The sequence below is a fragment of the Micromonospora sp. CMU55-4 genome (assembly GCF_011602315.1).
Lineage (GTDB): Bacteria > Actinomycetota > Actinomycetes > Mycobacteriales > Micromonosporaceae > Micromonospora > Micromonospora chalcea.
This window is the reverse complement of the sequence record NZ_JAAOLH010000005.1, coordinates 342,649-364,254: the sequence shown is the minus strand read 5'-3', so window position 1 is coordinate 364,254 and position 21,606 is coordinate 342,649. Positions and strand designations below refer to the sequence as shown.

The 21,606-nt window shown below is 74.2% G+C and carries 21 protein-coding genes; 6 read left to right on the top strand and 15 right to left on the bottom strand.

Going from position 1 to position 21,606, the window contains the following annotated elements; all coding sequences use genetic code 11:
• Nucleotides 1-229: 229 nt before the first annotated feature.
• Nucleotides 230-949 carry a hypothetical protein gene (locus HA073_RS12545; protein ID WP_205797158.1) on the bottom strand — a complete coding sequence of 240 codons (720 nt, stop codon included), beginning with the start codon at nucleotides 947-949 and terminating at the stop codon, nucleotides 230-232.
• 5 nt (nucleotides 950-954) lie between these two features.
• Entirely contained in the window at nucleotides 955-1,458 is a 504-nt protein-coding gene (locus tag HA073_RS12540; protein WP_043325145.1) for a SigE family RNA polymerase sigma factor, read from the bottom strand.
• A 136-nt stretch (nucleotides 1,459-1,594) separates the two neighbouring features.
• Between HA073_RS12540 and HA073_RS12535 the strand changes: the two genes are divergently transcribed.
• The gene (locus HA073_RS12535) at nucleotides 1,595-2,389 is read left to right on the top strand and encodes a DUF3152 domain-containing protein (protein ID WP_166456426.1); all 795 of its coding nucleotides are present in this window, start codon (nucleotides 1,595-1,597) and stop codon (nucleotides 2,387-2,389) included.
• 62 nt (nucleotides 2,390-2,451) lie between these two features.
• Here the strand turns inward: HA073_RS12535 and HA073_RS12530 are convergent, their stop codons facing one another.
• From HA073_RS12530 to HA073_RS12515, 4 genes are all read right to left on the bottom strand, one after another.
• Nucleotides 2,452-3,279: a DUF72 domain-containing protein gene (locus HA073_RS12530; protein ID WP_166456437.1), complete on the bottom strand. Its 828-nt coding sequence runs from the start codon at nucleotides 3,277-3,279 to the stop codon at nucleotides 2,452-2,454.
• Between the two features lie 29 nt (nucleotides 3,280-3,308).
• Nucleotides 3,309-3,938, bottom strand: coding sequence for a hypothetical protein (locus HA073_RS12525; protein WP_166456310.1), 630 nt, complete (start codon nucleotides 3,936-3,938; stop codon nucleotides 3,309-3,311).
• Nucleotides 3,939-4,173: 235 nt separating this feature from the next.
• Nucleotides 4,174-4,779 (bottom strand): peptide chain release factor H, encoded by a 606-nt coding sequence (gene prfH / locus HA073_RS12520; RefSeq protein ID WP_166456425.1) that lies wholly within the window; start codon nucleotides 4,777-4,779, stop codon nucleotides 4,174-4,176.
• The gene (locus tag HA073_RS12515) at nucleotides 4,776-5,909 is read right to left on the bottom strand and encodes an RNA ligase RtcB family protein (RefSeq protein ID WP_166456424.1); all 1,134 of its coding nucleotides are present in this window, start codon (nucleotides 5,907-5,909) and stop codon (nucleotides 4,776-4,778) included. The genes prfH and HA073_RS12515 overlap by 4 nt, the downstream gene beginning before the upstream one ends.
• 227 nt (nucleotides 5,910-6,136) lie before the next feature.
• Here HA073_RS12515 and HA073_RS12510 point away from each other — a divergent pair, with 227 nt between their 5' ends.
• The gene (locus tag HA073_RS12510; protein ID WP_043325141.1) at nucleotides 6,137-6,895 is read left to right on the top strand and encodes a peptidylprolyl isomerase; all 759 of its coding nucleotides are present in this window, start codon (nucleotides 6,137-6,139) and stop codon (nucleotides 6,893-6,895) included.
• A gap of 70 nt (nucleotides 6,896-6,965) precedes the next feature.
• Entirely contained in the window at nucleotides 6,966-7,943 is a 978-nt protein-coding gene (locus HA073_RS12505) for a DUF2804 domain-containing protein (protein WP_069089969.1), read from the top strand.
• Between the two features lie 78 nt (nucleotides 7,944-8,021).
• Here the strand turns inward: HA073_RS12505 and HA073_RS12500 are convergent, their stop codons facing one another.
• The 9 genes from HA073_RS12500 to HA073_RS12455 form a co-directional block, all read right to left on the bottom strand.
• Complete coding sequence (locus tag HA073_RS12500; protein ID WP_166456423.1) at nucleotides 8,022-10,283, bottom strand: catalase; 2,262 nt, start codon at nucleotides 10,281-10,283, stop codon at nucleotides 8,022-8,024.
• A 165-nt stretch (nucleotides 10,284-10,448) separates the two neighbouring features.
• Nucleotides 10,449-11,270: a metallophosphoesterase gene (locus HA073_RS12495; protein ID WP_043325139.1), complete on the bottom strand. Its 822-nt coding sequence runs from the start codon at nucleotides 11,268-11,270 to the stop codon at nucleotides 10,449-10,451.
• Nucleotides 11,267-12,211: a prolyl aminopeptidase gene (pip, locus tag HA073_RS12490; protein WP_375336231.1), complete on the bottom strand. Its 945-nt coding sequence runs from the start codon at nucleotides 12,209-12,211 to the stop codon at nucleotides 11,267-11,269. Before pip ends, HA073_RS12495 begins: the two co-directional genes overlap by 4 nt.
• 64 nt (nucleotides 12,212-12,275) lie before the next feature.
• Complete coding sequence (locus HA073_RS12485) at nucleotides 12,276-12,650, bottom strand: hypothetical protein (RefSeq protein WP_104115104.1); 375 nt, start codon at nucleotides 12,648-12,650, stop codon at nucleotides 12,276-12,278.
• A gap of 124 nt (nucleotides 12,651-12,774) precedes the next feature.
• Nucleotides 12,775-14,238 (bottom strand): hypothetical protein, encoded by a 1,464-nt coding sequence (locus HA073_RS12480; RefSeq protein WP_104115105.1) that lies wholly within the window; start codon nucleotides 14,236-14,238, stop codon nucleotides 12,775-12,777.
• 135 nt (nucleotides 14,239-14,373) lie between these two features.
• Nucleotides 14,374-15,336, bottom strand: coding sequence for a sensor histidine kinase (locus HA073_RS12475; protein WP_166456422.1), 963 nt, complete (start codon nucleotides 15,334-15,336; stop codon nucleotides 14,374-14,376).
• Entirely contained in the window at nucleotides 15,333-16,160 is an 828-nt protein-coding gene (locus HA073_RS12470) for an MEDS domain-containing protein (protein WP_166456421.1), read from the bottom strand. The genes HA073_RS12475 and HA073_RS12470 overlap by 4 nt, the downstream gene beginning before the upstream one ends.
• A 23-nt stretch (nucleotides 16,161-16,183) precedes the next feature.
• Nucleotides 16,184-17,293: a hypothetical protein gene (locus tag HA073_RS12465; RefSeq protein WP_043330389.1), complete on the bottom strand. Its 1,110-nt coding sequence runs from the start codon at nucleotides 17,291-17,293 to the stop codon at nucleotides 16,184-16,186.
• Nucleotides 17,294-17,864: 571 nt separating this feature from the next.
• Complete coding sequence (locus tag HA073_RS12455) at nucleotides 17,865-18,380, bottom strand: 2'-5' RNA ligase family protein (RefSeq protein WP_064447458.1); 516 nt, start codon at nucleotides 18,378-18,380, stop codon at nucleotides 17,865-17,867.
• A gap of 100 nt (nucleotides 18,381-18,480) precedes the next feature.
• Between HA073_RS12455 and HA073_RS12450 the strand changes: the two genes are divergently transcribed.
• From HA073_RS12450 to HA073_RS12440, 3 genes are all read left to right on the top strand, one after another.
• On the top strand, nucleotides 18,481-18,987 hold the full coding sequence (locus tag HA073_RS12450) for a DinB family protein (protein WP_043330388.1): 507 nt from the start codon (nucleotides 18,481-18,483) through the stop codon (nucleotides 18,985-18,987).
• A 161-nt stretch (nucleotides 18,988-19,148) separates the two neighbouring features.
• Nucleotides 19,149-19,523, top strand: a complete 375-nt coding sequence (locus HA073_RS12445; RefSeq protein WP_064447459.1) for an SCP2 sterol-binding domain-containing protein — start codon at nucleotides 19,149-19,151, stop codon at nucleotides 19,521-19,523.
• A complete protein-coding gene (locus tag HA073_RS12440; protein ID WP_166456420.1) occupies nucleotides 19,520-21,598 on the top strand; it encodes a glycogen debranching N-terminal domain-containing protein in 2,079 nt (692 codons plus the stop codon). Before HA073_RS12445 ends, HA073_RS12440 begins: the two co-directional genes overlap by 4 nt.
• Nucleotides 21,599-21,606 lie beyond the last annotated feature (8 nt).

The following is a 21,606-nucleotide window of genomic DNA, read 5'->3' as shown; positions in this document are numbered from 1 at the left end:
TGGGGGCCGTTTCGTACCAAGATCTACGGGTGGCTCGGGGCGCCGAGGCGAGGGAGGGCGCGCGGGGCGGCTCAAGTCGGCGAACCAGGGAGCTCGGGGCGGGATGGGCTCTCACGCCCGGCCCCTCCCTTCCCGGTGATCAAGGAGTTTGTGTCCTTGTCGGGGCGGTGCCAGTCCGCAAACTCCTTGATCAACGCGCAAGACGCGGGGGAGGGAGCGGGCGGGTGGGTTACAGGCGGTGGCCCTGGGGGTCTCGGGCGATGATGCCGTCCAGGCGGGTTCCCGGAGTCAGGGTCTTCGGGTCGAACCAGAAGATCACCACCTGGGGGTCCTCGCTCCACCTGGCCAGCTTCGCCTCGACCTGCCGGCCGTCGACTGTCCCGACGATGCGGGCCGCCGGCCCGACGAAGTAGCCGAACGTCGGTATCGACGTGTCGGTGGGCGCCCGCTGCTGGTCGTACCCGATCTCGTGGAACCCGGCCCGGCGGTCGCTGCCGGACACGTCGTTGAGCAGGAAGTCGGAGGTCAGGTGGCCGTCCGGCGCGCGGCGTCCGGCGACCAGGCCGATCGTGACACGCGGCAGTTCCGGCACGTCGATCGGGACCATGAAGAACACGCGCGCGTCGGCGCCGTACCGGATGCCGCTGTCCACGACGGTCCCGAGCGGTTGTAGCGGCGACTGGGTCGGGGCCGGCGCGGCCGTCGGCGTGGGCGCTGGAGGGCCGGCGGACGCGGTGGCGGCCGGCTCCCCACCCGGGAGGTTCGGCGGGCCGGGCCGCGTCGCCACGGCCTCGACGCCGAACGCCACGGCGAGCACCGCCGTCATCGCCGCCACGGCTGCGCCGGCCCGCCGCCGCCGGCGCAGCCGCCGCCCCCGGCGCATGATGTCGTCGAGGTCCAGACCACCGGCCCGCTCGGTCGCCCGCATGGCCCGGCGCAGCTCGTCCATCTCGGTCACCGGCACGTCTCCTGCGGTCGGGGCGCGGACAGGCCGGCGGTACGCAGCTTCTCCAGCGCCCGGGACGAGGTGCTCTTGACGGTGCCGACGGACACGTCGAGTTCGCGGGCCACCTGGGCCTCCGGCAGGTCGAAGTAGTGACGCAGGACGACGACGGCGCGTTCCCGCGCGGTGAGCGTGCCGAGCGCGGTGACCAGCCACCGCCGCGTCGCCACCTCCTCGGCCAGGTCGCCGCCGCTTCGCTCCGGGAGGTCGTCGCTCGGGTACTCGCGGATCGGCCGCCGCCAGGTGTCGACGAGGTGGTTCACCAGCACCGACCGGGCGTAGCCGTACGGGTCGCCGTTGCGGATCCGGGACCACGACGCGTACGTGCGCACGAGCGCGGTCTGCGCGGCGTCCTCGGCGTGGTGGTGGTTGCCGGTCATGAGGAAGGCGGCGTGCGTCAGCCGCCCGGAGCACGCCCGCGCGAACTCGACGAACTCCGCGTCACCCCGGGCCATGCCGGTCCTCTGCACCTCTCACCCCGGTAGGGACGTGCGGGCAGCGGAAAAGGTTGAGTCCCCGCCGCACCAACTTTCGCGACGGGCCACCCGTCCTCATCCCCGTGCCCCCGACCGGGCACCGAGGGGAGACGAGATGACCAGGACAGTGGACCGGACACGCGGTGGCGCGGCGGTGATCGCGCTGGCGGTGGCGCTGGCCGGCTGCACACCGGCAGTGGCCGACCAGCCCGCAGCCACGCCGTCCGAGCCGGCCGGGCCGTCCGCTGCCGCGCCGGCCGCGTCGGCGGCGGCGCCCGTCCGGCCCCGGCCGGCGCGGATCGGCTATCCCGCCGAGGGCGGCAACCGGTGGCGGTTCGCCGCCGCCGAGCCGGCCACCACAGGGGGTACGGGCCGGCTGCTGCGCTACCGGGTGGCGGTGGAGCGCGACATCACGGGTCTGCCAGCGGCCGACTTCGGGGCGCAGGTCACCGGCATCCTCGCCGGCCCGGGTGGCTGGACGACCGACGGGCGGATCGCCCTGCGTCGCGTCGGTACCGACGGGCCCGCCGACTTCACCGTCTACCTCGCCACCCCCGGCACGCGCGACGACCTGTGCGGGGACGGGCTGGACCGGTACACGTCCTGCCGTAACGGGAACCGGGTCGTGGTGAACGTGGCCCGCTGGGTGCTCGGCGCGCCCGCGTACGGCAGCGACCTCGCCGCGTACCGCCGGTACGTGGTCAACCACGAGGTCGGCCACCGCCTGGGTCACGGGCACGAGCGCTGCCCGGGGCGGGGCCGCCCGGCGCCGGTGATGCAGCAGCAGACGCTCGGCCTGCACGGCTGCACCCCGAACCCGCTGCCGTTCCTGCGCGGCGAGCGGTACGCGGGCCGCTCCGGCGTGTACGACGATCGCCTGCCCCCGCCGGAGGGCGGCCGGCCGGGCTGAGGTCCGGGTCCGCGCGGCCGGGCACGCGCAGCCCGGCCGCGCAGGCGGACCCACGCCGGCGCTCAGAACAGCGTGGCCGGGCCGACCGGCTCCGGTTCCGGCAGCGGCGCGAGCCCGGGCACCCGCTCGCGGACCTGGTCGTGGAAGCGGCGGGCCAGCTCGGGCGCGTCCGCGTTGTCCGGCGTGTGCACGAACACCGTCGGCGAGCGGCCCTCCCGCAGCCAGCCGGTGACCACGTCCAGCCACGGCTGCCAGCCCTCGACCGTGCGGGCCGGGTCGTCGCGGCCCAGGTAGCGCACGATCGGCCGGTCGGTCAGCGCCCGGGTACGCAGCGGTAGGCGCGGTTTGCGCGTCCACGCCTCCCGCTCCGCGTCGCTGGTGGGCGGCGTACGGAAGAACGCGGTGGTGTCGAACGGCACCCACTCCGCGCCGTGCCGGTGCAGCGTGGCCTCCAGCGCGCGTACCGCGCCGGGCTCGGTGAAGAAGGCGGGGTGGCGGACCTCGACGGCGTACCTGTGGGTGTCGGGCAGCGTGCGCAGGAACCGGTCGAGGTCGGGCACGTCGCCGGGGCCGAACGAGCCGGGCAGCTGGACCCAGAGCGCGTCCGCCCGGGGCCCGAGCGGCTCCATCGCGTGCAGGAACGCGCGCAGCGCTGCCTCGCCGCCGGTGAGCCGGTGCTCGTGCGTCACCGCCTTCGGCAGCTTCGGCAGGAAACGGAAGGCCGGGCCGGTCTGCTCGGCCCAGGACGCCACCGTCTCCCGGGCCGGGGTCGCGTAGAACGTGGTGTTGCCCTCCACGGCGTCGCACCACCCGGCGTACGCGCGCAGCCGCTCGTGCGCGGGCAGCGGATGCGGCAGGAAGCGGCCGGACCAGGACCTGTGCGTCCACATGGCACAGCCGACGTGCAGGCGCGGCCCGGTCACCGGTAGGGCCAGCTCGTCGAGTCGCCGCGCTGCGCCGCCTCCCGGTTCCATTTCCGGGTGAAGTACAGCGCGAGGCAGCCGAGCCCGGCGAGCACCGGGGCGAGCAGCATGAGCAGCAGTCCGGCGCCGAGCCGGAACCGGTCGCTCTGGATGCCCTCGGCGGTGGTCAGCGCGAACGCCTCCGCGCCGACGCCGGTGCAGCTCACGAGGTCGGTGCCCATCCAGGCGATGCCGTCGGTGGCCAGCACCGGAGTGAACTGCCGCGGGTCGCCGCGGTCGCGCATCACCGCCGCGGTCCCCTCGGGCCGGGCCCCGGTCAGCTCGCTGGTCCGCTGCTCGCCGGTGGAGTAGACCCGGCTCTTCGCGGTGCACCGCACGGTGGCGGGGTCGACTGTGGCCGGGGTGGCGAGGATCAGGATGTTGCCGGGGCGTACGCCGGTGTCCCGCACCTTGATCTCGGCGCCGGGGGCGAACTCGGCGGCGGCGGAGAAGGTCGACGCGGCCGCGAACGGACCCGTCTGGGTCAGCAGTGCCAGGCCGAGGAACCCGGCCAGCAGGAACCCGCCCGCGCCGACGAAGATCCACATGGCGACCACGGCGCGGAAGCGCCGCACGAGCGGGCTCACTTGACGCGGTCCATGTCGCAGGCGCCGTCGGTGACCTGCCCCCGGTCGGAGGAGTACACACTGCGCTTGGCACCGCAAGAGGCGAGTGAGAGGGCCCCTGTCGCCAGCGCCGCCGTCAGACCGGTCCTTCTCCGTCGCATCCGTCCTCCTCGCGCTCGCGCCGCGGCGGGCCGGGGCCGCCCGGTCGCCGCGACCACGGTAGCCGGGCCGGTCAGCGACGTCGGATCGGGCCGCGTCAGGGCCGCTCCACCCGTACCGGGTCGCCGCGCACGAGGTCGTCGTGGATCCGCCAGCGGGCGTCGACGCCCGCGCGCCGGGCCGCCTCGTCGTCGGCTGCGATCCGCTGTCGCAGCAGCTCGACCGCGATCCGGCGGTTGAGGTGCAGGTGCCGTTCGGTGTCCACCACCACGGTCCGGCCGGACGGGCGGTGGGTGGCCCGGACGGCGGTGCTGGCCTTGTTGCGGTGCTGGCCGCCCGGCCCGCCGGTGCGGCACGGCACGAACTCGACGTCCGCCTCGTGGAACGGCGTGACCACCACGTCGGTCCGGCACGGGCGCGCGGTGACGTACCAGTTCTTGCGCCCGTGGCCGGTCCGGTACGGGCTGGGCGCCTGCCAGCAGAGCGTGCCGGTCCACCTGGCCGCGAACGCCTCCGCCCCGGCGCCGGTGATCCGGACCAGCACCGACCGGTAGGTGTCGGCCCGGTCTCCGGGCACCGTCTCGACCCGCGCGGTACGCAGGCCCCGCCGGGCCGCCTCGGCCTCCAGGCGGGACAGCAGCCGGGCCAGCGCCCACGCGCACTCGGCGGGTCCGCGCCCGGCGGACAGCAGCAGCTCGGTCACCGGCGGCCCTTGCGGCCCACGTCCGGCGTCTTGTAGGTGACCAGCGGAACCGTCGTGGTGACCGGGGTGGCGAGGTCGTGCGCCACCAGGTCGCCGACGACCTGCTCGATGCGCTTGTACGCGGTGGGCGCCTCCTCGAACAGCAACTGCCGGTCGCCGCACACCACTATCGAGCCGACCGGCGTACGCCGCAGTTCCTCGACGGTGTGCTTGGCTCGGCCCCGGCGCAGCGCGTCGGCGCGCGACATCTTGCGCCCGGCGCCGTGCGCCACCGAGTAGCCGGCGTCCGGCCCGGCGTGCGCGGCCACCAGGAAGGAGGGCGTGCCACGGGTGCCGGCGATCAGCACGTCCCGCCCGTCGCCCGGCGCCGCGCCCTTGCGGTGCAGGTAGCGCCCGTCGCGGATCTCGACCAGGTTGTGGCACTGGTCGACGACCGGCTCGGTGGGTTCGGCGCCGAGCGCGTACGCGACCCGCGCGGCCAGCAGCCGCCGGTTGAGCGACCCCCACCGCACGGCCGCGTCGTGCCGGGCCAGGTAGGCGTCCGGGTCGGGCGCGGGACCGGCGCCGTGCGTCTCGGTGTGCTCGCGCAGGATCCGTTCGCCCAGCCCGCGCGAGCCGGAGTGCACCACGAGCACCAGGTCACCGGCGTCCAGCCCGAGCCGCGTGGCGTGCTCCGCCGCGAGGATCGGCCCGACGCGGGCCAGCTCGACGAAGTGGTTGCCGCGCCCGACGGTGCCGAGCCCGTCGAGGTGCCCGGCCGGGATGTCGCCGTCCAGCACCGACCACGCCGGGTCGTCGGCGTCCGGGTCGAGCGCCCGGTCCAGGTCGGGGAACCGGGCCGCGAGCCGTTCCGGTACGACCCGGCGCAGCGCGATCGGGAACACCGCGATGCCGCACCCGATGTCGGAGCCGACCAGGAACGGATACAGCACCGTGGAGGACATCGCCGCGCCGATCGGCGCGCCCTTGCCGGGGTGCAGGTCGGGCATGGCGGCGACGTGCGCCATGCCGTCCAGGGCGGCGACCTGACGGCACTGGTCGAGCGCGGCGGACTCGATCCAGCTGCCGGGGGAGGAGAAGACGGAGACGGTGGCGGGCACGACGGCCCGCCCGGAGGGGTACGCGGACACAGACGCTCGTTTCTGCGGAAAGAGAGAGGCCGGGGAACGGCAGGCGGCGAGGAGGGGCCTGCGGGCGGGGTGTGATCCGTCAGAACGTCATGCCGCTCAGCCTCGCGGAGGTGGCGCGGGCGGGCAACCGACTTTCCCGGCGACCCGTGAGGCGTGCGCGTCGACATCACCCCACCCGATCCATAGACTCCGGTCGTTCTGGTACCACGAGTCCAGGGAGGACCACCGTGTCGAGCGAAACCCGAACGCACGCCGCATTACCCCTGCTGGCCCGCCTCGCCGGGGTGAGCGTGGCCGCCGCGACGATCGTCGCCGCCGCAGGTGTCGCCGCGACCGCGGCGCCCGCCGCCGACCCGGCGCCCACCAAGGGGCCGTGCGCGTACACGCCCACGCCGGACGAGCCGGCCGCCCGTCCGGTGTCGCTGCCGCCGGACCCGCGCCGCACGCCGGACCGGGGCACCGTGCGGGTCACGCTGCGCACCAACCAGGGGCCGATCGGGTTGACGCTGGACCGCGAGCAGGCGCCGTGCACGGTGCAGAGCTTCCTGCACCTGGTCCGTAAGCGCTTCTACGACCGGACGCCCTGCCACCGGCTCACCGCGTACCCGACGCTGACCGTGCTGCAGTGCGGCGACCCGTCCGGCACCGGCGAGGGTGGCCCGGGCTACCGCTACCGCGACGAGCTGCCCACCGACCTGCCGCCCGCGCCGACCGACCCGACCGGCGTACGCCGCCTGTACGCGCGCGGCACGCTGGCCATGGCCAACGCCGGCCCGGACACCAACGGCAGCCAGTTCTTCCTGGTCCAGGCCGACTCGGCGCTGCGCCCCAACTACACGGTGTTCGGTCAGGTCGACGCGGCCGGGCTGGCCACGCTGGACCGGATCTCGGCCGGCGGCATCGCGCCCACCCCGGAGGACCCGGCACCGGTCGACGGCGCCCCGGCGGTGCCGGTGGAGATCTGCCGCGCCAAGCAGGGCCGCTGACGTGACTGCCCGGCGGGACGGCTGACGAGGCCGCCCGCCGGGCCCGCGTCGCCGCCGGTAGCCTGCGGCGATGACGCATGAGCGGGAGATCACCGAGCCGGTCGACCTGTGCCGGCCGGACGGGCGGCTGAACCCGGACGCGGTCGGCTGGAGCCGCCGGCCGCTGCACCGGGCGAACCTGCGCGGCTGGGGCCGGGCCAAGCGGTGGGAGCACTGGGGCGTGGTCACGCCGACGCACATCCTCGGCCTGGTCGCGTCGTCACTGGACTACGCCGGGGTGCAGAGCCTCTACCTGCTCGACCGGAGCACCGGCCGGGAGACCACGGCGGAGGCGGTGGTGCCGTTCGCCCGGGGCACCGTGCTGCCGCCGGTCAGCGGCGACGGCCCGGTCCGGGCCCGCGGCGGGAACCTCACCATCGCGGTGGACCAGGGCCCCGACGGCAGTACGCTGCGCGCCAGCGCGCCCGGCGTCGAGGTGGACCTGACCGTGCCGTTGCCGCCCGGCCACGAGTCGCTCGGCGTGGTGGTGCCGTGGAGCACCCGCCGGTTCCAGTACACGGTCAAGGACATCGGCCGTCCGGTGCACGGCACGATCACCGTGGACGGCACGGCGTACCCGGTGGGGGAGGGGTCGTACGCGGCGCTCGACCACGGCCGGGGCAAGTGGCGGTACGCGGTGCGGTGGAACTGGGCGGCCGGCAGCGGTCCGGGCCGGTCGATCCAGCTCGGCGGCAAGTGGACCGACGGCACCGGCTCGACCGAGAACGCGGTCTTCGTCGACGGGCGGCTGCACAAGATCGGCGCGGACCTGACCTGGGAGTACGACCGCGCCGACTGGCTGCGGCCGTGGCGGATCACCGGCGACCGGGTGGACGTCACGTTCCACCCGTTCCACGAGCGGGTGGCGCGCACCAACCTGCTCGTGCTGGCCGGGGAGACGCACCAGTGCTTCGGGCACTTCACCGGCTGGGCCGCTACCGACGACGGCGGGCGTGTGGACCTGGACGGCCTGGTCGGCTGGGCCGAGGAGGCCCGCAACCGCTGGTGAGGCCGGTCCCCGTCGGGCGGGCCGTACGCACAGCGTGGGGCGGCCCCGTCCGGGACCGCCCCACGCGCGACTTCGAGGTCAGGCGACCGAGGCCGGGAACCTCTCCCAGACTCGGTGCGCCGCCATCAGCCGCTGCGCCTCGGCGAGCACCTCGGCGCCGGAGCCACCGGTGACCACGCCCGGCGTGCCGGTGACACCGGCCTGGTTCAGCACCTCGGCACCCGCGCCCCAGGCGCCGATCACCTTCGCGTGCCGCCACGCCTCCTCGACCAGCAGCAGCACCCGCGGGTCGACGGTGGCCGAGCCCGCCGCGCCGGCCTTGGCGTCGCGGGCCGGCAGCGCGTCCGGCGCCGGGGCCGGTGCGCCGGCCAGCAGCACCGCGTCGAACTCGACCGAGCGGCCGGTGGCGAACGTGCGCTGCACCGGCAGCCCGTCGACGGTGCCGCCGTGCGCGGCGATCAGCAGCGGCACCATGCCGGCGGCGAACACCTCCCGGCGTACCTCGTGCACGTCGCCCAGGTCGGCCTGGGCGTCGACCACGATGCCGACCATCCGGCCGTCGGCCGGCCACTCCCGGCCCACCTGGGACAGCGCCGGGCTGGGCTGCACCTCGGCGAGCGGCACGGTGGGCTGCGGCACCGGCAGGCCCAGACCGGTCGCGACCTGCTCGCACAGCACCGGGTCGACGTTGGCCAGGCACTGGAGCTGCCGCTCCTTGATCGCCTGGTGGTAGCACTTGCCCAGCTCGAACGTGTACGCCCGGATGATGTGCTCCTTCTCCACCGGCGACATGCTCTGCCAGAACAGGCGTACCTGGCTGTAGTGGTCGTCGAAGGAAGCCGGCGCGGCCCGCACCTTCGGCGCCTCGGCCACCGTCACCGGCGTGTCCACGAACGCGTGCTCCCGGTCGCCGGCCGGGAACGGGTTGCCGCCGTCGAGCGAGTTCGGCCGGTACGGCGCCACGCCCGCGTGCACCGCGTGCTGGTGGAAGCCGTCCCGCAGCATGTCGTTGACGTCGGCGTGCGGCCGGTTGATCGGGATCTGGGTGAAGTTCGGCCCGCCCAGGCGGGTGAGCTGCGTGTCCACGTACGAGAAGAGGCGGCCCTGCATCAGCGGGTCGTTCGTGACGTCGATGCCCGGCGGCAGGTGTCCGACGTGGAACGCCACCTGCTCGGTCTCGGCGAAGAAGTTGCGCGGCGTCTTGTTGAGGGTGAGGGTGCCGATCGGCTGCACCGGCGCCAGCTCCTCCGGCACGATCTTCGTCGGGTCGAGCAGGTCGATCCCGGCGAACGTCTCCTCCGGGGTGTCCGGGAAGACCTGGATGCCCAGCTCCCACTCGGGGAACGCGCCGGCCTCGATGGCGTCGTACAGGTCGCGGCGGTGGAAGTCCGGGTCCATGCCGCTGATCATCTGGGCCTCTTCCCAGGTGAGGGAGTGCACGCCGAGCTTCGGCTTCCAGTGGAACTTGGCCAGCACGGTCGCGCCGGCCTCGTCGACCAGGCGGAACGTGTGCACGCCGAAGCCCTCCATGGTCCGGTAGGACCGCGGGATGCCCCGGTCGGACATGTTCCAGATGGTGTGGTGCTGGGCCTCGGTGTGCAGCGAGACGAAGTCCCAGAACGTGTCGTGCGCGCTCTGCGCCTGCGGGATCTCCCGGTCCGGGTGCGGCTTGCCGGCGTGGATGACGTCCGGGAACTTGATCGCGTCCTGGATGAAGAACACCGGCATGTTGTTGCCGACCAGGTCGAACGTGCCCTCGTCGGTGTAGAACTTGGTGGCGAAGCCGCGGGTGTCGCGGACCGTGTCGGCCGACCCGCGCGAGCCCAGCACGGTGGAGAAGCGGACGAAGACCGGCGTCTCGCGCCCCTGCTTGAGGAAACCGGCGCGGGTGACCTTCTCGGCGGCGCCGTTGGCGACGAACGTGCCGTGCGCGCCCGCGCCCCGGGCGTGCACCACCCGCTCCGGGATCCGCTCGTGGTCGAAGTGGGTGATCTTCTCCCGCAGGTGGTGGTCCTGGAGCAGGACCGGGCCGCGCGGACCGGCCTTGAGCGAGTGGTCGGTGTCGCGCAGCCGGGCACCGTTGGCGGTGGTGAGGTACGCGCCCTGCTGCCCCTTGGCGATCTTCGGTACGCCGGTCTCGGCGCCGGTCGGGGTCCGGGTGTCCGGCGCGCCCTGCTCGGCCTTGGGCGGCAGCGGCCCGTGCGGCGTGGTCGGCTCCTCCAGCGGTGGTGGCGCGCTGCCGGGAGCGCCCGGCACGTCCGGAGTCAGCGCGTCGCCGACCTTCTCGACGGCGGCTTCGACGACACCCTTGACGATCTGGGCGGGCTTGCTGGATTCCATCAGGACCTGTCCTCCTACAGCTAAATGTCCAGGCCCCTTCGGCCGTACCCCAGCTGAGGGCGGGCAAACCGGAACAATCGCGGAATCACTGGTCAGGACCGGCGTGGCACCGTCACGCCGGTGAGCAGCAGCCCACCGGCGACCAGCCAGCGGCCGTCCAGGACGTCAGAGGATCCGCTTCATCGGCGCCGGCTCGTCGCCGCGACGCCGCCACTCGCGCGGGTAGCCCAGCGACACCTCCTCGAACCGCACCCCGTCGTAGTGGGTGGTGCGCGGGATGTGCAGGTGGCCGTAGACGGCGACGGCGGCGCGGTGCCGCACGTGCCAGTCGGCCGTCCGGTCGGTGCCGCACCACTGCGCGAACTCCGGGAACCAGAGCACCTCGGTGGGCTGGCGCACCAGCGGCCAGTGGCTGACCAGCACCGTCGGCAGCGCCGGGTCGGTGGCCTCCAGCCGCCGCCGGGTCGCCTCCAGCCGCGCCGCGCACCAGGACTCCCGATCCGGGTACGGGTCGGGGTGCAGCAGCATCTCGTCGGTGCACACCACACCGGCGTCGTACGCCACGCGCAGCGACTCCTCCTTGGTGGTGGTGCCGGGCGCGCGGAACGAGTAGTCGTAGAGCACGAACAGCGGCGCCACGGTGACCGGGCCGCCGTCGCCCCGCCACACCGCGTACTCGTCCTCCGGGGTCAGCACGCCCAGCTCGCGGCACATCGCGACGAGGGCGTCGTAGCGGGCCACCCCGCGCAACGTCACCGGGTCGTTGGGGTGGGTCCACAGCTCGTGGTTGCCCGGCGCCCACACCACTGTCGCGAACCGGTCGCGCAGCAGCCGCAGCGTCCGCTCGATGTCGGCGAAGACCTCGCCCACGTCGCCGGCCACGATCAGCCAGTCGTCCGCCGTCTCCGGTCGCAGGCCGTCCACCACCGCGCGGTTCTCCGCGTACGACACATGGAGGTCGCTGACCGCGTACAGCCCACCCGTCACCCGGCCGATCCTGCCAGCGGCGCTTCCGGATGACCAGGCTCGCCGTGACCAGGCTCGCCGGCCGGGCTCTCGACCCTCGCGGTCACCTCGTCGAGCGCGCGCAGCACCTCGCGGGCGATCGCCGGCTCGGCCGCGGAGTGCCCGGCACCGGGCACGATCCGCAACGTCGCCTCCGGCCACCGGCGGGCCAGGTCGTACGCGGACACCGGCGGGCAGCACAGGTCGTACCGGCCGTTGACGATCACGGCGGGCAGGTGGCGGATCCGGTCCACGCCGTCGAGCAGCTGGCCCTCGGTGAGGAAGCCGCCGTGCACGGCGTAGTGCGACAGGATCCGGGCCACCGGCAGCGCGTGCTCGTCGGCGGTGAAGTGGGCGAGCAGCTCCGGGTCGGGGCACAGCGACGAGTTGACCGCCTCCCAGCGTCCCCAGGCCCGCGCCCAGACCCGGGCCTGCGCCTCGTCCGGGCCGTGCAGCCGCCTGTGGTACGCGGACAGCACGTCGTCGCGCTCGCCCGGCGGGACCGGGGCGACGAACCGTTCCCACTCCTCGGGCTGGAGATGCCGCAGTCCGCCCTGGTAGAACCAGTCCCGCTCGGCGCGGCGCAGGAGCAGCACGCCGCGCAGGACCAGGCCGGTGACCCGCTGCGGGTGCGCCTGCGCGTACGCCAGGCCGAGCGTGGTGCCCCACGACCCGCCGAACACCAGCCACGAGCCGATGCCCAGCCGCCGCCGGATCGTCTCCAGGTCGTCCACCAGATGCCAGGTGGTGTTGGCGCGCACCTCGCCGTGCGGGGTGCTGCGGCCGGCCCCCCGCTGGTCGAACAGCACGGCCCGGTAGCGCTCCGGATCGAAGAACCGGCGCGCGGCCGGCACCAGCCCGCCGCCGGGCCCGCCGTGCAGGAACACCACGGGTACGCCGTCCGGCCGGCCCACCTCCTCCACGTGCAGGACGTGGCCGTCACCGACCGGGATCCGGTGGGTGGCGTACGGCTCGACCTGCCCGTCTTCAGCAGGCGACGTTGCCGCCGAGGTTGTCCAGCAGCGCGTCGGCGACCCAGCCGGAGACACCTGTGGTGACGTCCCGCAGGTACGTCCACGTGTAGGTGGTCTTGCCGTTGGCGGTGACCCGGTCGCCGCTGGCGAAGCAGTGGAAGTCGACGTTGTGGTTGAGCTGCCCGTACCCGAGCGAGGCGCAGGTGGTGTGCGGGCCGGTGCGGATGTTGACGTTCGTCGCGTTGAACAGCTGGCCGAACTTGCTGTCGACGTTGGAGTGCGAGTGGCTGCACCCGGCGCTCGCCGGTCCGGCCGTACCGGTCACCACGGCGCCCGCCGTGGCGACGGTCAGGACGACGGCGGCGCCGATGGAGGAGATCTTCCGCATACCCGTCAACCCCCGAATAAAGATCGAGATGCACCAGCAGATCGATCCAAATATTTGCATAGAGCAAGGTCGATGGGCAAGATGCGCCGCCACCGGCCCGGCCCGGACCGGTGGCGCCGATCGCTCAGGCGGTAGCCGGCACGCCGTTGTCCGTACCCGTGGTCTCCACCTCGGGCGCCCCGCGCGGAGCCGGCGTGCGGACCGCGAACGCGTCGAAGCTCGGCCCGTCCAGCCGCTCGACGAACGGCTCCACGACGGGCTGCTCCGGCTCGGCCGCGTCCGGTTCGGTCCGCCCGTCCCCGGTCCGCGGCGCCGCGTCGGGCGCGACGGTGACCGCCGGACGCGCCGACACCTGCGGGTACTCGGCGGTCTCCCCGCCGCCCGCGGCCGCCGCCATGACCGCCGCCGCGGCGAGGTCGGCGACCCGCTTGGCCTCCCGCTGCACCCGGGCCCGGGTCTCCTTGGCGTGCTGCTCGGCCAGGTCCGCCGCGCGCCGCGCCTCGTCGAGCCGCCTGCTCTCGGCGGCCAGCTCCCGGCGTACGCCGACCAGCCGCTCCTCCAGCTCCGCGCCGCTGCGCTCGATCGTGCCGATCTCCCGGCGGGTCTCCTCCAGCTTCCGGGAGACCGTCTCCAGCTCCGCCTTGAGCCCGGTCAGCGTCTCCTGCCGCTGCTGGATCTCCCGCTGCACGCCGGCGAGCTGCTCCTGGTGCGCCGTCGTCTCCTCGTCGGCCCGCTCCCGGACCTCCGTGGCGTACTGCTGTGCCTCGGCGACCAGCGCGGCGATGTCCTTCTCCGCGGCGGCGGCCCGGTCGGCCAGCTCCTGCTCGGCGGCGGCCCGCCGCTCGTCCAGCTCCTTGGCCATCGTGGCCTGCCACTGGGCCAGCTCCTGCTGGGCCTTGCTGCGGTTGGCCTGGACCTCCTGCTGGATCTGCGTCCGCGCGGCCTTCACCAGCGCCTCGGACGCCGAACGCGCCTGCTCGACCTGCTGCGCGCTCTGCTCGGTGATCCGCTTCGCCTCCTGCTGGGCCCGGTCGTGCGCGGCCTGCCCCTCGACGCGCAGCTTCTCCGCCAGCTCCCGCACGGCGGCCAGCTCCGCCTGCGCCGCGGCCAGCCGCTCCTCGTCCACCCGCTCCTGCTCGGCCCGGCGCGCGGACAGTTCCTCGTCCAGCTCGCGCCGCTCCCGCGCGGCCTGCTCCTGCGCCGCGGCCAGCAGCTTCTCCGCCTGCGCCTGGAACTCCTCCGCGCGCCGGGTGGCCACGTCGGTGATCTGCCCGGCCTGCTTCTCGGCCAGGTCCAGGATCTGGTCGACCATCGGGCCGAGGTCCCGGAAGGACGCCCGGTCCACCGCCGCCGCCGGACGCTCGCGCAACTCGGCCGCCTCGGCCTGCGCCCGCTGCGCCTGCGCGGTCAGGTCACGCACCTGCGCGTACGCCCGGTCCCGCGCGGCGGTGAGCGCGCTGACCTCGGCGTCGACCTGCTCGACGTACCGGTCCACCTGACGTTTGTCGTAGCCGCGCAGCGCCGGATCGAAGCGCGGGCGCGCGGACACGTCGTCGTGGGGTGCGAACGGATCGTCGCCGTTGGACATGCGCCATCCTCCGTCGGTTCGCCAGCGCCAGGCCGGCGGATGACCGCCCCGCAGGGCACGATGAGGCGCTACGGTACCGCGTCCGCGCGCGCGTCTCGCCCCGCCCCGCCCCTGCCCGGCCGACCGGCGTCGCGGTCAGACCGGGAAGTGCGGGTTCCCCGCCGTCAGACGGATGGTGAAGCCGCCCGCGTCGCGGTGGTGCGTCACGTGGTCGCAACTCTGGTGGCTGATCCAGAGACCCAACCCGCCGTCGGAGCCGTCACCGGCCGGCAACAGTCCGGCGTACGGATCCTTCGGCCCGGGGCCCCGGTCGTTTACGGTGACCACGATCCGGTCGGGCGCGCGCCACAGCCGCATCCGCACCGGCGGCTCGCCGTGCCGCAGCGCGTTGCTCACCACCTCGCTCACCGCGATGACCAGCCCGTCGGCGCTGTCCGGCGCGAGCAGGCCGTCGTCGGCGGCGCGCACCTCCGCCCGGGCCCGGGCCGGCGTCGGGTCGATCAGCTCGACCAGCGGCGTCGTCCGCTGCACCGGGTCCAGCGGCACCGGGCGGGGCTCGGCCAGGTAGCTCATCGGGTCGGTGTAGAGATCGGCCGTCTCGTGCCCGCCGTCCGGCCGCGCCACCCGGGGGTGGGTACGCGCCACGTCCGCCAGCACGTGCGACGGGGTGCTGCGGCGGTCGTAGGCGCAGATGCCCCAGAGCGGGAAGTCGTCGTAGACGTGGTTGATGGCCGACTCGTAGCGGGCCCACCAGTCCCAGGTCGAGCCGAGCAGCACCGGCGGCAGCTGGCCGACCATCCGGATCTGCGCCGCGCCCGCCGCCACGTAAGACGCGAGCAGTTCCCGGTAGGAGCGCAGCGCGACGCTGGGCCGGGCGTAGAGGTCCCCGACCGGCAGGAACGTGACCTCGGCGCCGGTGGGCAGCGCCCGGCGCACCAGCTCCGCGTTGCGCTCGTCCAGATTCACCGCCGTCGGCTCGCCGGCCGCGACCCCGTCCAGCAGGAACGGCAGCGCCACCGCCAGCAGCTCCTCGTCGGAGTCGTAGACGAACGCCTCGTGGAAGTAGCCCACGTGACCGGAGGCCGCGCCGCTCCTCATCCGAGCACCTCCACCCGTACCCCGGTCAGGCCGAGCAGCTCGACCAGCCGGGCCGGGGTCCGGTGCGGGGTGCGCAGCACCGCGACGGCGTCGTGGCGGCGGGCGTGGTCACGCAGGTGCAGCAGGCTGCGGTGATCCACGAAACGCAGCTCGGCGGCGTCGAACACGACCCGGCCCGCCACCGGCCGCGGGTCGGCCCGCTCCAGCGCGGCGGCGAAGTCCCGGTGGTTGGTCGGGTCCAGCTCGCCGGCCAGCGCCACCACCGAGTCGCCGTCGCCGGCGTGCAGCCGGAACAGCACGTCCGCGTTCGTCACCGGGTGCAGGCAGGCCAGCTCGGCGATTGCCGCGTCGCCGAGCTGCCGGCGGTCGTAGGCGCAGATCGCCGACATCGGCCGGTGCCGCATCCAGTGGTCGATGCGGTGCTCGTAACGGGCGAAGGCGTCCCGCTGGGCCGGGGTGCGGACCAGGCTCGTCGCCTCGGCCAGCACCCGCAGGCCGGTGTGCCCGGCGGTCAGCGCCTCGGTGGTGGCCCGCACGTACGCCCTGACCTGCCGGTTGGGGTCGACGATCTCGTCGTGCCGGTACGCCTCGCCGACGGGAACCAGCCGTAGCGCGTCCCGCCGGCGCGCGGCGTCGAGACCGGGAACCGAGGCCAGCCAGCCGGTGACAGTGGCACGATCCTCCGGACAGACCACCCAGACCTGCTCACCGGCGGCGAGACCGGCGCTGACCTGCTCGACGGTCAGCGCGCGCAGCGCGGCCGGGTCGTCGTAGGCGAGGCAGCCATGGGTGTAGCCCGGGTACGACACGCTCCCGCTGGTCACCGACTCCGCCTCATCGGCCCAGTCTATGCCGGGCCCACCTGGAGATCGCGCCAGGCCGTGGCCTCCGGCGGCGGGTCGCCCAGCTCGAACTCGGCCCAGTTGTTCCAGTACGCGATCGCGTCCACGTCGTTCTGCTGGCGCAGCCAGGTGACGTGGTCCCGGATCGTGCGCGCCCGGCCCGCGCCGGTGGTGTCGGTGGCGACGCGGGTCAGCCCGTACTCGGGGACCAGCAGCCGGATGCCCGGGTACGCGGCGCGCACCTTGCCGAAGGCCACCCCGAACATCCGCGAGGCGGGCCAGTACGCGGCCGTGTCCCGCGAGTAGCAGTCCACGCCGTAGTGGGTCATGCCCGGATAACCCCAGTCGGTCGGGTTGCCGCGTCCCTCGTCCAGCCAGTAGCGGGTCACGATCGGGCCGTGCCCGAGCACCCACCGCCGGTTGCGGTGCGCGGCCACGATCTGGGTCACCCGGCTCGCCGTCGCCCGGTACGTCGCCGGCGCCACGTCGCCCATCGGCTCGTGGTACCAGGTCAGGTAGATCGGGCGGCTCACGCCGTCGAGCCAGCTCGCCAACTGCTCGACGTCGTCCTTCCAGCTGACGTGCATGACGGCCGACGGCGCGTCGGCGAACTTGCCGGCGTTGAGCGCGGGCAGCTCCGGCAGCGTGTCCGCGTCCGGACCGTCAGTGCCGAAGTCGCGCATGTAACGGATGCCCGGGTAGTCGGCCACCGCCCGCTGGGTCCGCGCGCCCTTCTCGGCGCTCATCCCGACCAGCAGCGGCACGGTCAGCGTGGTGGTGCCCGTGCCGGTGCGGCCGGCGCCGTCACGCGCCGTCGCGGTCAGCGTCACCGTGCCCCGGCCGGCCAGCACGGTGACTGTGAAGCGGCCCGGTTCGGCGCTGCTGGGTGTGACCGTCACCCCCGGCGAGGCGCTGGCGAGCTGGACGGTCAGTGGCACGCTCAGATCCACCCGGACCGGGCTGTCCCAGGTGACGCCGGTGGGGTCGCTGACCCGGCCGGCGAGCGTCAGCAGCCGCGAGTCGGGGTGGTAGGCGTCGACCCGTACGGTGGTCGACTGCCCGGGCAGCAGGACGGTCTGGTCGGGGGTGACGGAACGGACGACGGGTGCGGCCATGAGGCTCTCCTTCGACGTGTTTCGCTGCCGCTCCAGCCGCACGTCCTCGGGTGGCCAGAATGGCTCTGACCTGCGCTTTTACCAGCTTGCGTCGGTTTTGCCGCGATCGTCAGGGCAGCCGCAGATGGCGCGAAACCCGGTCCCGCCACGCTGTCGCGCCCGCATCCTGAACCGATGTCGGGCACCGTGCGGGGAACGCGCGTTCCGGACTGCAGAACCGCCCGGCCGCCGGCCCGGCGGCGCACCGCCGTGAAAAAGGAACGGCCCACCCCGTCACGTCGCCGGTCCGGAACGCCGTACCGGCGTGCAGGCGTACGGTGCGGTGCGCGTCGGTGGACCTGCGGCGGTGAGTCGCCGACGCCCATGTCCCGCAGCATCGGCCACAGCGCCTGCGAGCGGCTCGGTCATCGGGGCGACCCGTGCCCACAGCCGGACCACCCGACGTTCCTCCTCGACCTCACCCCGCAGTGACCCACCCAAGATCGACACCAGTTCGGGGAGGTGGCTGCATCAACGGTGGTCTGATGCGGCCAGCTCGCCGAGATGGTGTGGATCTTGGTGGGAGAGTGCGTCAGGGGAGGGGGTGGGAGATGTCTCGGGCGTGGTCGGCCACCGCCGCGCCGACCACCGTCGCGGTCAGCGGCAGCACCTCCAGGCACCGGCGCACCGCCGCCCCCATCAGCGGGTTCGGCACCCGCATGGACAGCGTGCAGTGCGGCACCCAGCGTCCCGGCCGGTAGTGCTCCACCACCTCGACGCCGGCCCGGGCCAGCCGGTCGTGCACCTCGGCGTGGTGCGCCAGCAGCTCGGGCGTCGGCGCGAGACCGAGCCAGAGCACCCGGCCGACGAACTGCCCGGCGTGCTGGAACTCCAGCCGCAGCGGCGCGGCCACCACGGTTTCGGCGAGTGCCTCGGCGACGCGGTGCGGGTCCAGGCGGGGCGCCACCGCGAGCGAGACGTGCGGGCGGTGCCGCTGCGCCAGCAGTGACCGCAGGCTCGGCACCCCGTCGGACTCGAGCAGGTCCCACAGCACCCGGATCCGCCGGGTGGCGTCGGTGTCGAGATACAGCTCCAGCGCCGCGACCACCCGATCACAGTAGATGTCGGGTCCCGCGACGAGGTTTGCCGGGCACGCTGGGCGGTACTGCCCGGGAAGACGCACGAGACGGCAGGGGAGTGAGGTGCGCGTGGACGCGACGGATGTGCTGATCGAGGCGTACGGGCGGTTGCCCGATCTGGTCGCCGGGGCGCTCGACGGGCTCGACGCGGCCCAGCTGCGGCGGGCGCCGGCCGACGGGGCGAACCCGGTCGGCTGGCTGGTCTGGCACCTGACCCGGATCCAGGACGACCACGTCGCCGACGTGATGGGCGAGCCACAGCTCTGGGCCGGCGGCGACTGGGCGGCGCGGTGCGGTCTGCGGCCCGACCGCGCCGACACCGGCTTCGGGCACGGCCCGGAGCAGATCGCCGCGGTACGCCCGGAGAACGGCGGCGTGCTGCTGGACTACCACCGGGCGGTGGTGGACCGGAGCCTGGACTACCTGCGCGGGCTGCGCCCGGCCGACCTGGACCGGGTGGTGGACGAGAACTGGGATCCGCCGGTGACGCTCGGGGTGCGGCTGGTGAGCGTGCTCGACGACGACTTCCAGCACGTCGGCCAAGCCGCCTACGTGCGCGGGCTCATCCTGGGCTGAGCGCCGCCCGGCCCCGTCCCAGCGGGCCCGTCCGGCCGCTGCCGGGTCACCGCCGCGGCTCACCCGGACCGGGTGAGTTCGCCTCACCCGGGGCGGGGGGATCCTCGCGGCACGGGCGGCGCCGTCAGGCGGGTGGCCGCGACGACCGACGAGGAGGCCCGATGAGCGTCTCGGCCGCGGAACACCTGACCCGGGCCGCCGCCGGCCGGAACCCCGACCTGCCCGAGACCACCTGCGGCACCATTCGCCTGGACCTGCACGACGACGGCCGCACCGAGCACTGGTACCTGACCGTCGACCGTCAGGACGTCCGGGTGGACCGGCTCTCCGCGGACGCCGACCTGGTGGTCCGCGCGGACCGGGAGGTGTTCGACCGGATGGCGGCGGGCCTCCTGCATCCGGCCGCCGCGCTGCTGCGCAACGACATCGCCGTCGAGGGCGACCTCAAGCTGCTGATGGTGCTGCGCCGGATCTTCCCCGGGCACCCGGACGCCCGGCATCCCCGGGAGGCGGCCGGGCAGGCGGTGGCCCGATGAAGCAGGAGCTGGTCCACGTCCTCGCCGGAAACGCCTTTGCGGTCAGTGACGCGCAGGGCGACATGGAGATCGACCCCAGCGCGCCGATCGGTCTCTTCTCCTTCGACACCCGGTTCCTGAGCCACTGGGTGCTCACCGTCGACGGCGAGCGGCTGAACGCGTTGTCCCGCGACGACCTGACCTACTTCGAGACCCGTTTCGTGCTGGTGCCCGGCGCAGCCAGCCACTATGTGGACGCCGACGTGTCGGTGATCCGGCACCGCCTCATCGACGAGGCGTACCACGAGAGCATCACGGTGCTCAACCACTCACCCGAGCCCGCCGAGTACACGGTGCGGCTGGAGATGGGCAGCGACTTCGCCGACACGTCGGAGATCCTGCGTCCCGGCCCGCGCCGGCCGACGATCGTCCCCGATCCGGCCGGGCAGCGGTTGTGGATCCGGTACGAGCGCGGGCGGTTCTCCCGGGGGACGTGCGTCTCCAGCTCGGCCCCGGCGCAGGTGGACCGGAGCGGGATGACCTTCCGGATCCGCGTCGAGCCGCAGGGCGCGTGGCACGTCGACCTGCACGTCGAGATGATCATCAAGGGGGCCCGGGGGCGGGACCTGCGGGCGAGCATCGACTCCCACCGGCAGCAGGTCCGGCAGGACATGCGCGACGACCTGCGGCGGTGGCTCGACCAGGCCCCGCAACTGGTCTCCGACCGCCCGGCGCTGACCGCCGCCTACCGGCAGGCGCTGAACGACCTGGCCGCGCTGCGGTACACGCCGCTGGCGTACGTCGACCGGGTGCCGGTCGGCGGGCTGCCCTGGGCGATGACGCTGTACGGGCGGGACGCGCTGATCACCTGCCTCCAGACGCTCCCGTTCACGCCCGAGCTGACCACGGCCACGCTGCACATGCTGGCGATGCTGCAGGGCGGCCGGCTCGACGACCTGCGCGAGGAGGAGCCCGGCAAGATCCTCGCCGAGCTGCGGTACGGCGAGGCGGCCGCGTTCGACGAGCAGCCCACCGCGCTCTACTACGGCGCGGCCGACACCACGCCGCTGTTCGTGATCCTGCTCGACGAGTACGAGCGCTGGACCGGTGACGTCGACCTGATCCACGAGCTACGTCATCCGGCCCGGATGGCGCTGGACTGGCTGACCCGCTACGGCGACCTGTGCGGCGACGGCTACCTGCGTTACCACCCGCGTAACACGGCGAGCGGAGTGGCCAACCAGACCTGGCGCAACTCCCCGGACTCGGTGGTCGACCGGCACGGCGTCGTGCCGCCGTACCCGCGCGCCACCTGTGAGCTTCAGGGGTACGCGTACGACGCGCGGATCCGCGGCGCCCGGCTGGCGCGGGAGTTCTGGGGCGACCCGGGCTACGCCGAGCGCCTGGAGGCCGACGCGGCGCGGCTGCGGGAACGGTTCGATCGCGACTTCTGGCTGCCGCAGCGGGGCTACTACGCGCTGGCCCTCACCCCGGACGGCGAGCCCGTCGACGCGCTCACCTCGCATCTCGGCCACCTGCTGTGGAGCGGCATCGTCGAGCCGGAACGCGCCGACTCGCTGGCCGGGCACCTGTGCGGGCCGGACCTGTACTCCGGCTGGGGCATCCGCACCTACGCCGAGGGGCAGTTGCCGTACAACCCGGTGGGCGCGCATCTCGGCGCGGTCTGGCCGTGGGACAACGCGATCGTCGCGGCGGGCCTGCGGCGGTACGGCTACGAGGCGGAGGCGGGCGACATCGCCGCCGGCATGTTCGCGGCGGCGGAGACGCTCGGCGGCTCGATCCCGGAGGCCTTCGCCGGCTACCCCCGCGGGGTCACCAAGTACCCGGTGCAGATGCCGGATGCCGGGCGGCCGCAGTCGTGGGCCGCGAGCGGCCTGCTGATGCTGCTCTCGACCATGCTGGGGCTGCGCCCCTGCGGAGACAACCTGCTGGTGAACCCGGCGGTCCCGGCCGGGTACGGGCGGATCGAGCTGCTCGACGTGCCGGGCCGGTGGGGACGGGCCGACGCGTACGGCCGGGAGCGCGGCACGAGCCGGCGGCTGCGGGCGGGCGTGGACGCCCGGCGGGCCGCTTGACCCGCCCG

Excerpts from the sequence above, each read along its gene's own strand:
- HA073_RS12545 (WP_205797158.1), bottom strand. The coding sequence starts at position 949 with ATGGACGAGCTGCGCCGGGCCATGCGGGCGACCGAGCGGGCCGGTGGT.
- HA073_RS12540 (WP_043325145.1), bottom strand. The coding sequence starts at position 1,458 with ATGGCCCGGGGTGACGCGGAGTTCGTCGAGTTCGCGCGGGCGTGCTCC.
- HA073_RS12535 (WP_166456426.1), top strand. The coding sequence starts at position 1,595 with ATGACCAGGACAGTGGACCGGACACGCGGTGGCGCGGCGGTGATCGCG.
- HA073_RS12530 (WP_166456437.1), bottom strand. The coding sequence starts at position 3,279 with ATGTGGACGCACAGGTCCTGGTCCGGCCGCTTCCTGCCGCATCCGCTG.
- HA073_RS12505 (WP_069089969.1), top strand. The coding sequence starts at position 6,966 with ATGACGCATGAGCGGGAGATCACCGAGCCGGTCGACCTGTGCCGGCCG.
- HA073_RS12500 (WP_166456423.1), bottom strand. The coding sequence starts at position 10,283 with ATGGAATCCAGCAAGCCCGCCCAGATCGTCAAGGGTGTCGTCGAAGCC.
- HA073_RS12485 (WP_104115104.1), bottom strand. The coding sequence starts at position 12,650 with ATGCGGAAGATCTCCTCCATCGGCGCCGCCGTCGTCCTGACCGTCGCC.
- HA073_RS12480 (WP_104115105.1), bottom strand. The coding sequence starts at position 14,238 with ATGTCCAACGGCGACGATCCGTTCGCACCCCACGACGACGTGTCCGCG.
- HA073_RS12475 (WP_166456422.1), bottom strand. The coding sequence starts at position 15,336 with ATGAGGAGCGGCGCGGCCTCCGGTCACGTGGGCTACTTCCACGAGGCG.
- HA073_RS12465 (WP_043330389.1), bottom strand. The coding sequence starts at position 17,293 with ATGGCCGCACCCGTCGTCCGTTCCGTCACCCCCGACCAGACCGTCCTG.
- HA073_RS12445 (WP_064447459.1), top strand. The coding sequence starts at position 19,149 with ATGAGCGTCTCGGCCGCGGAACACCTGACCCGGGCCGCCGCCGGCCGG.
- HA073_RS12440 (WP_166456420.1), top strand. The coding sequence starts at position 19,520 with ATGAAGCAGGAGCTGGTCCACGTCCTCGCCGGAAACGCCTTTGCGGTC.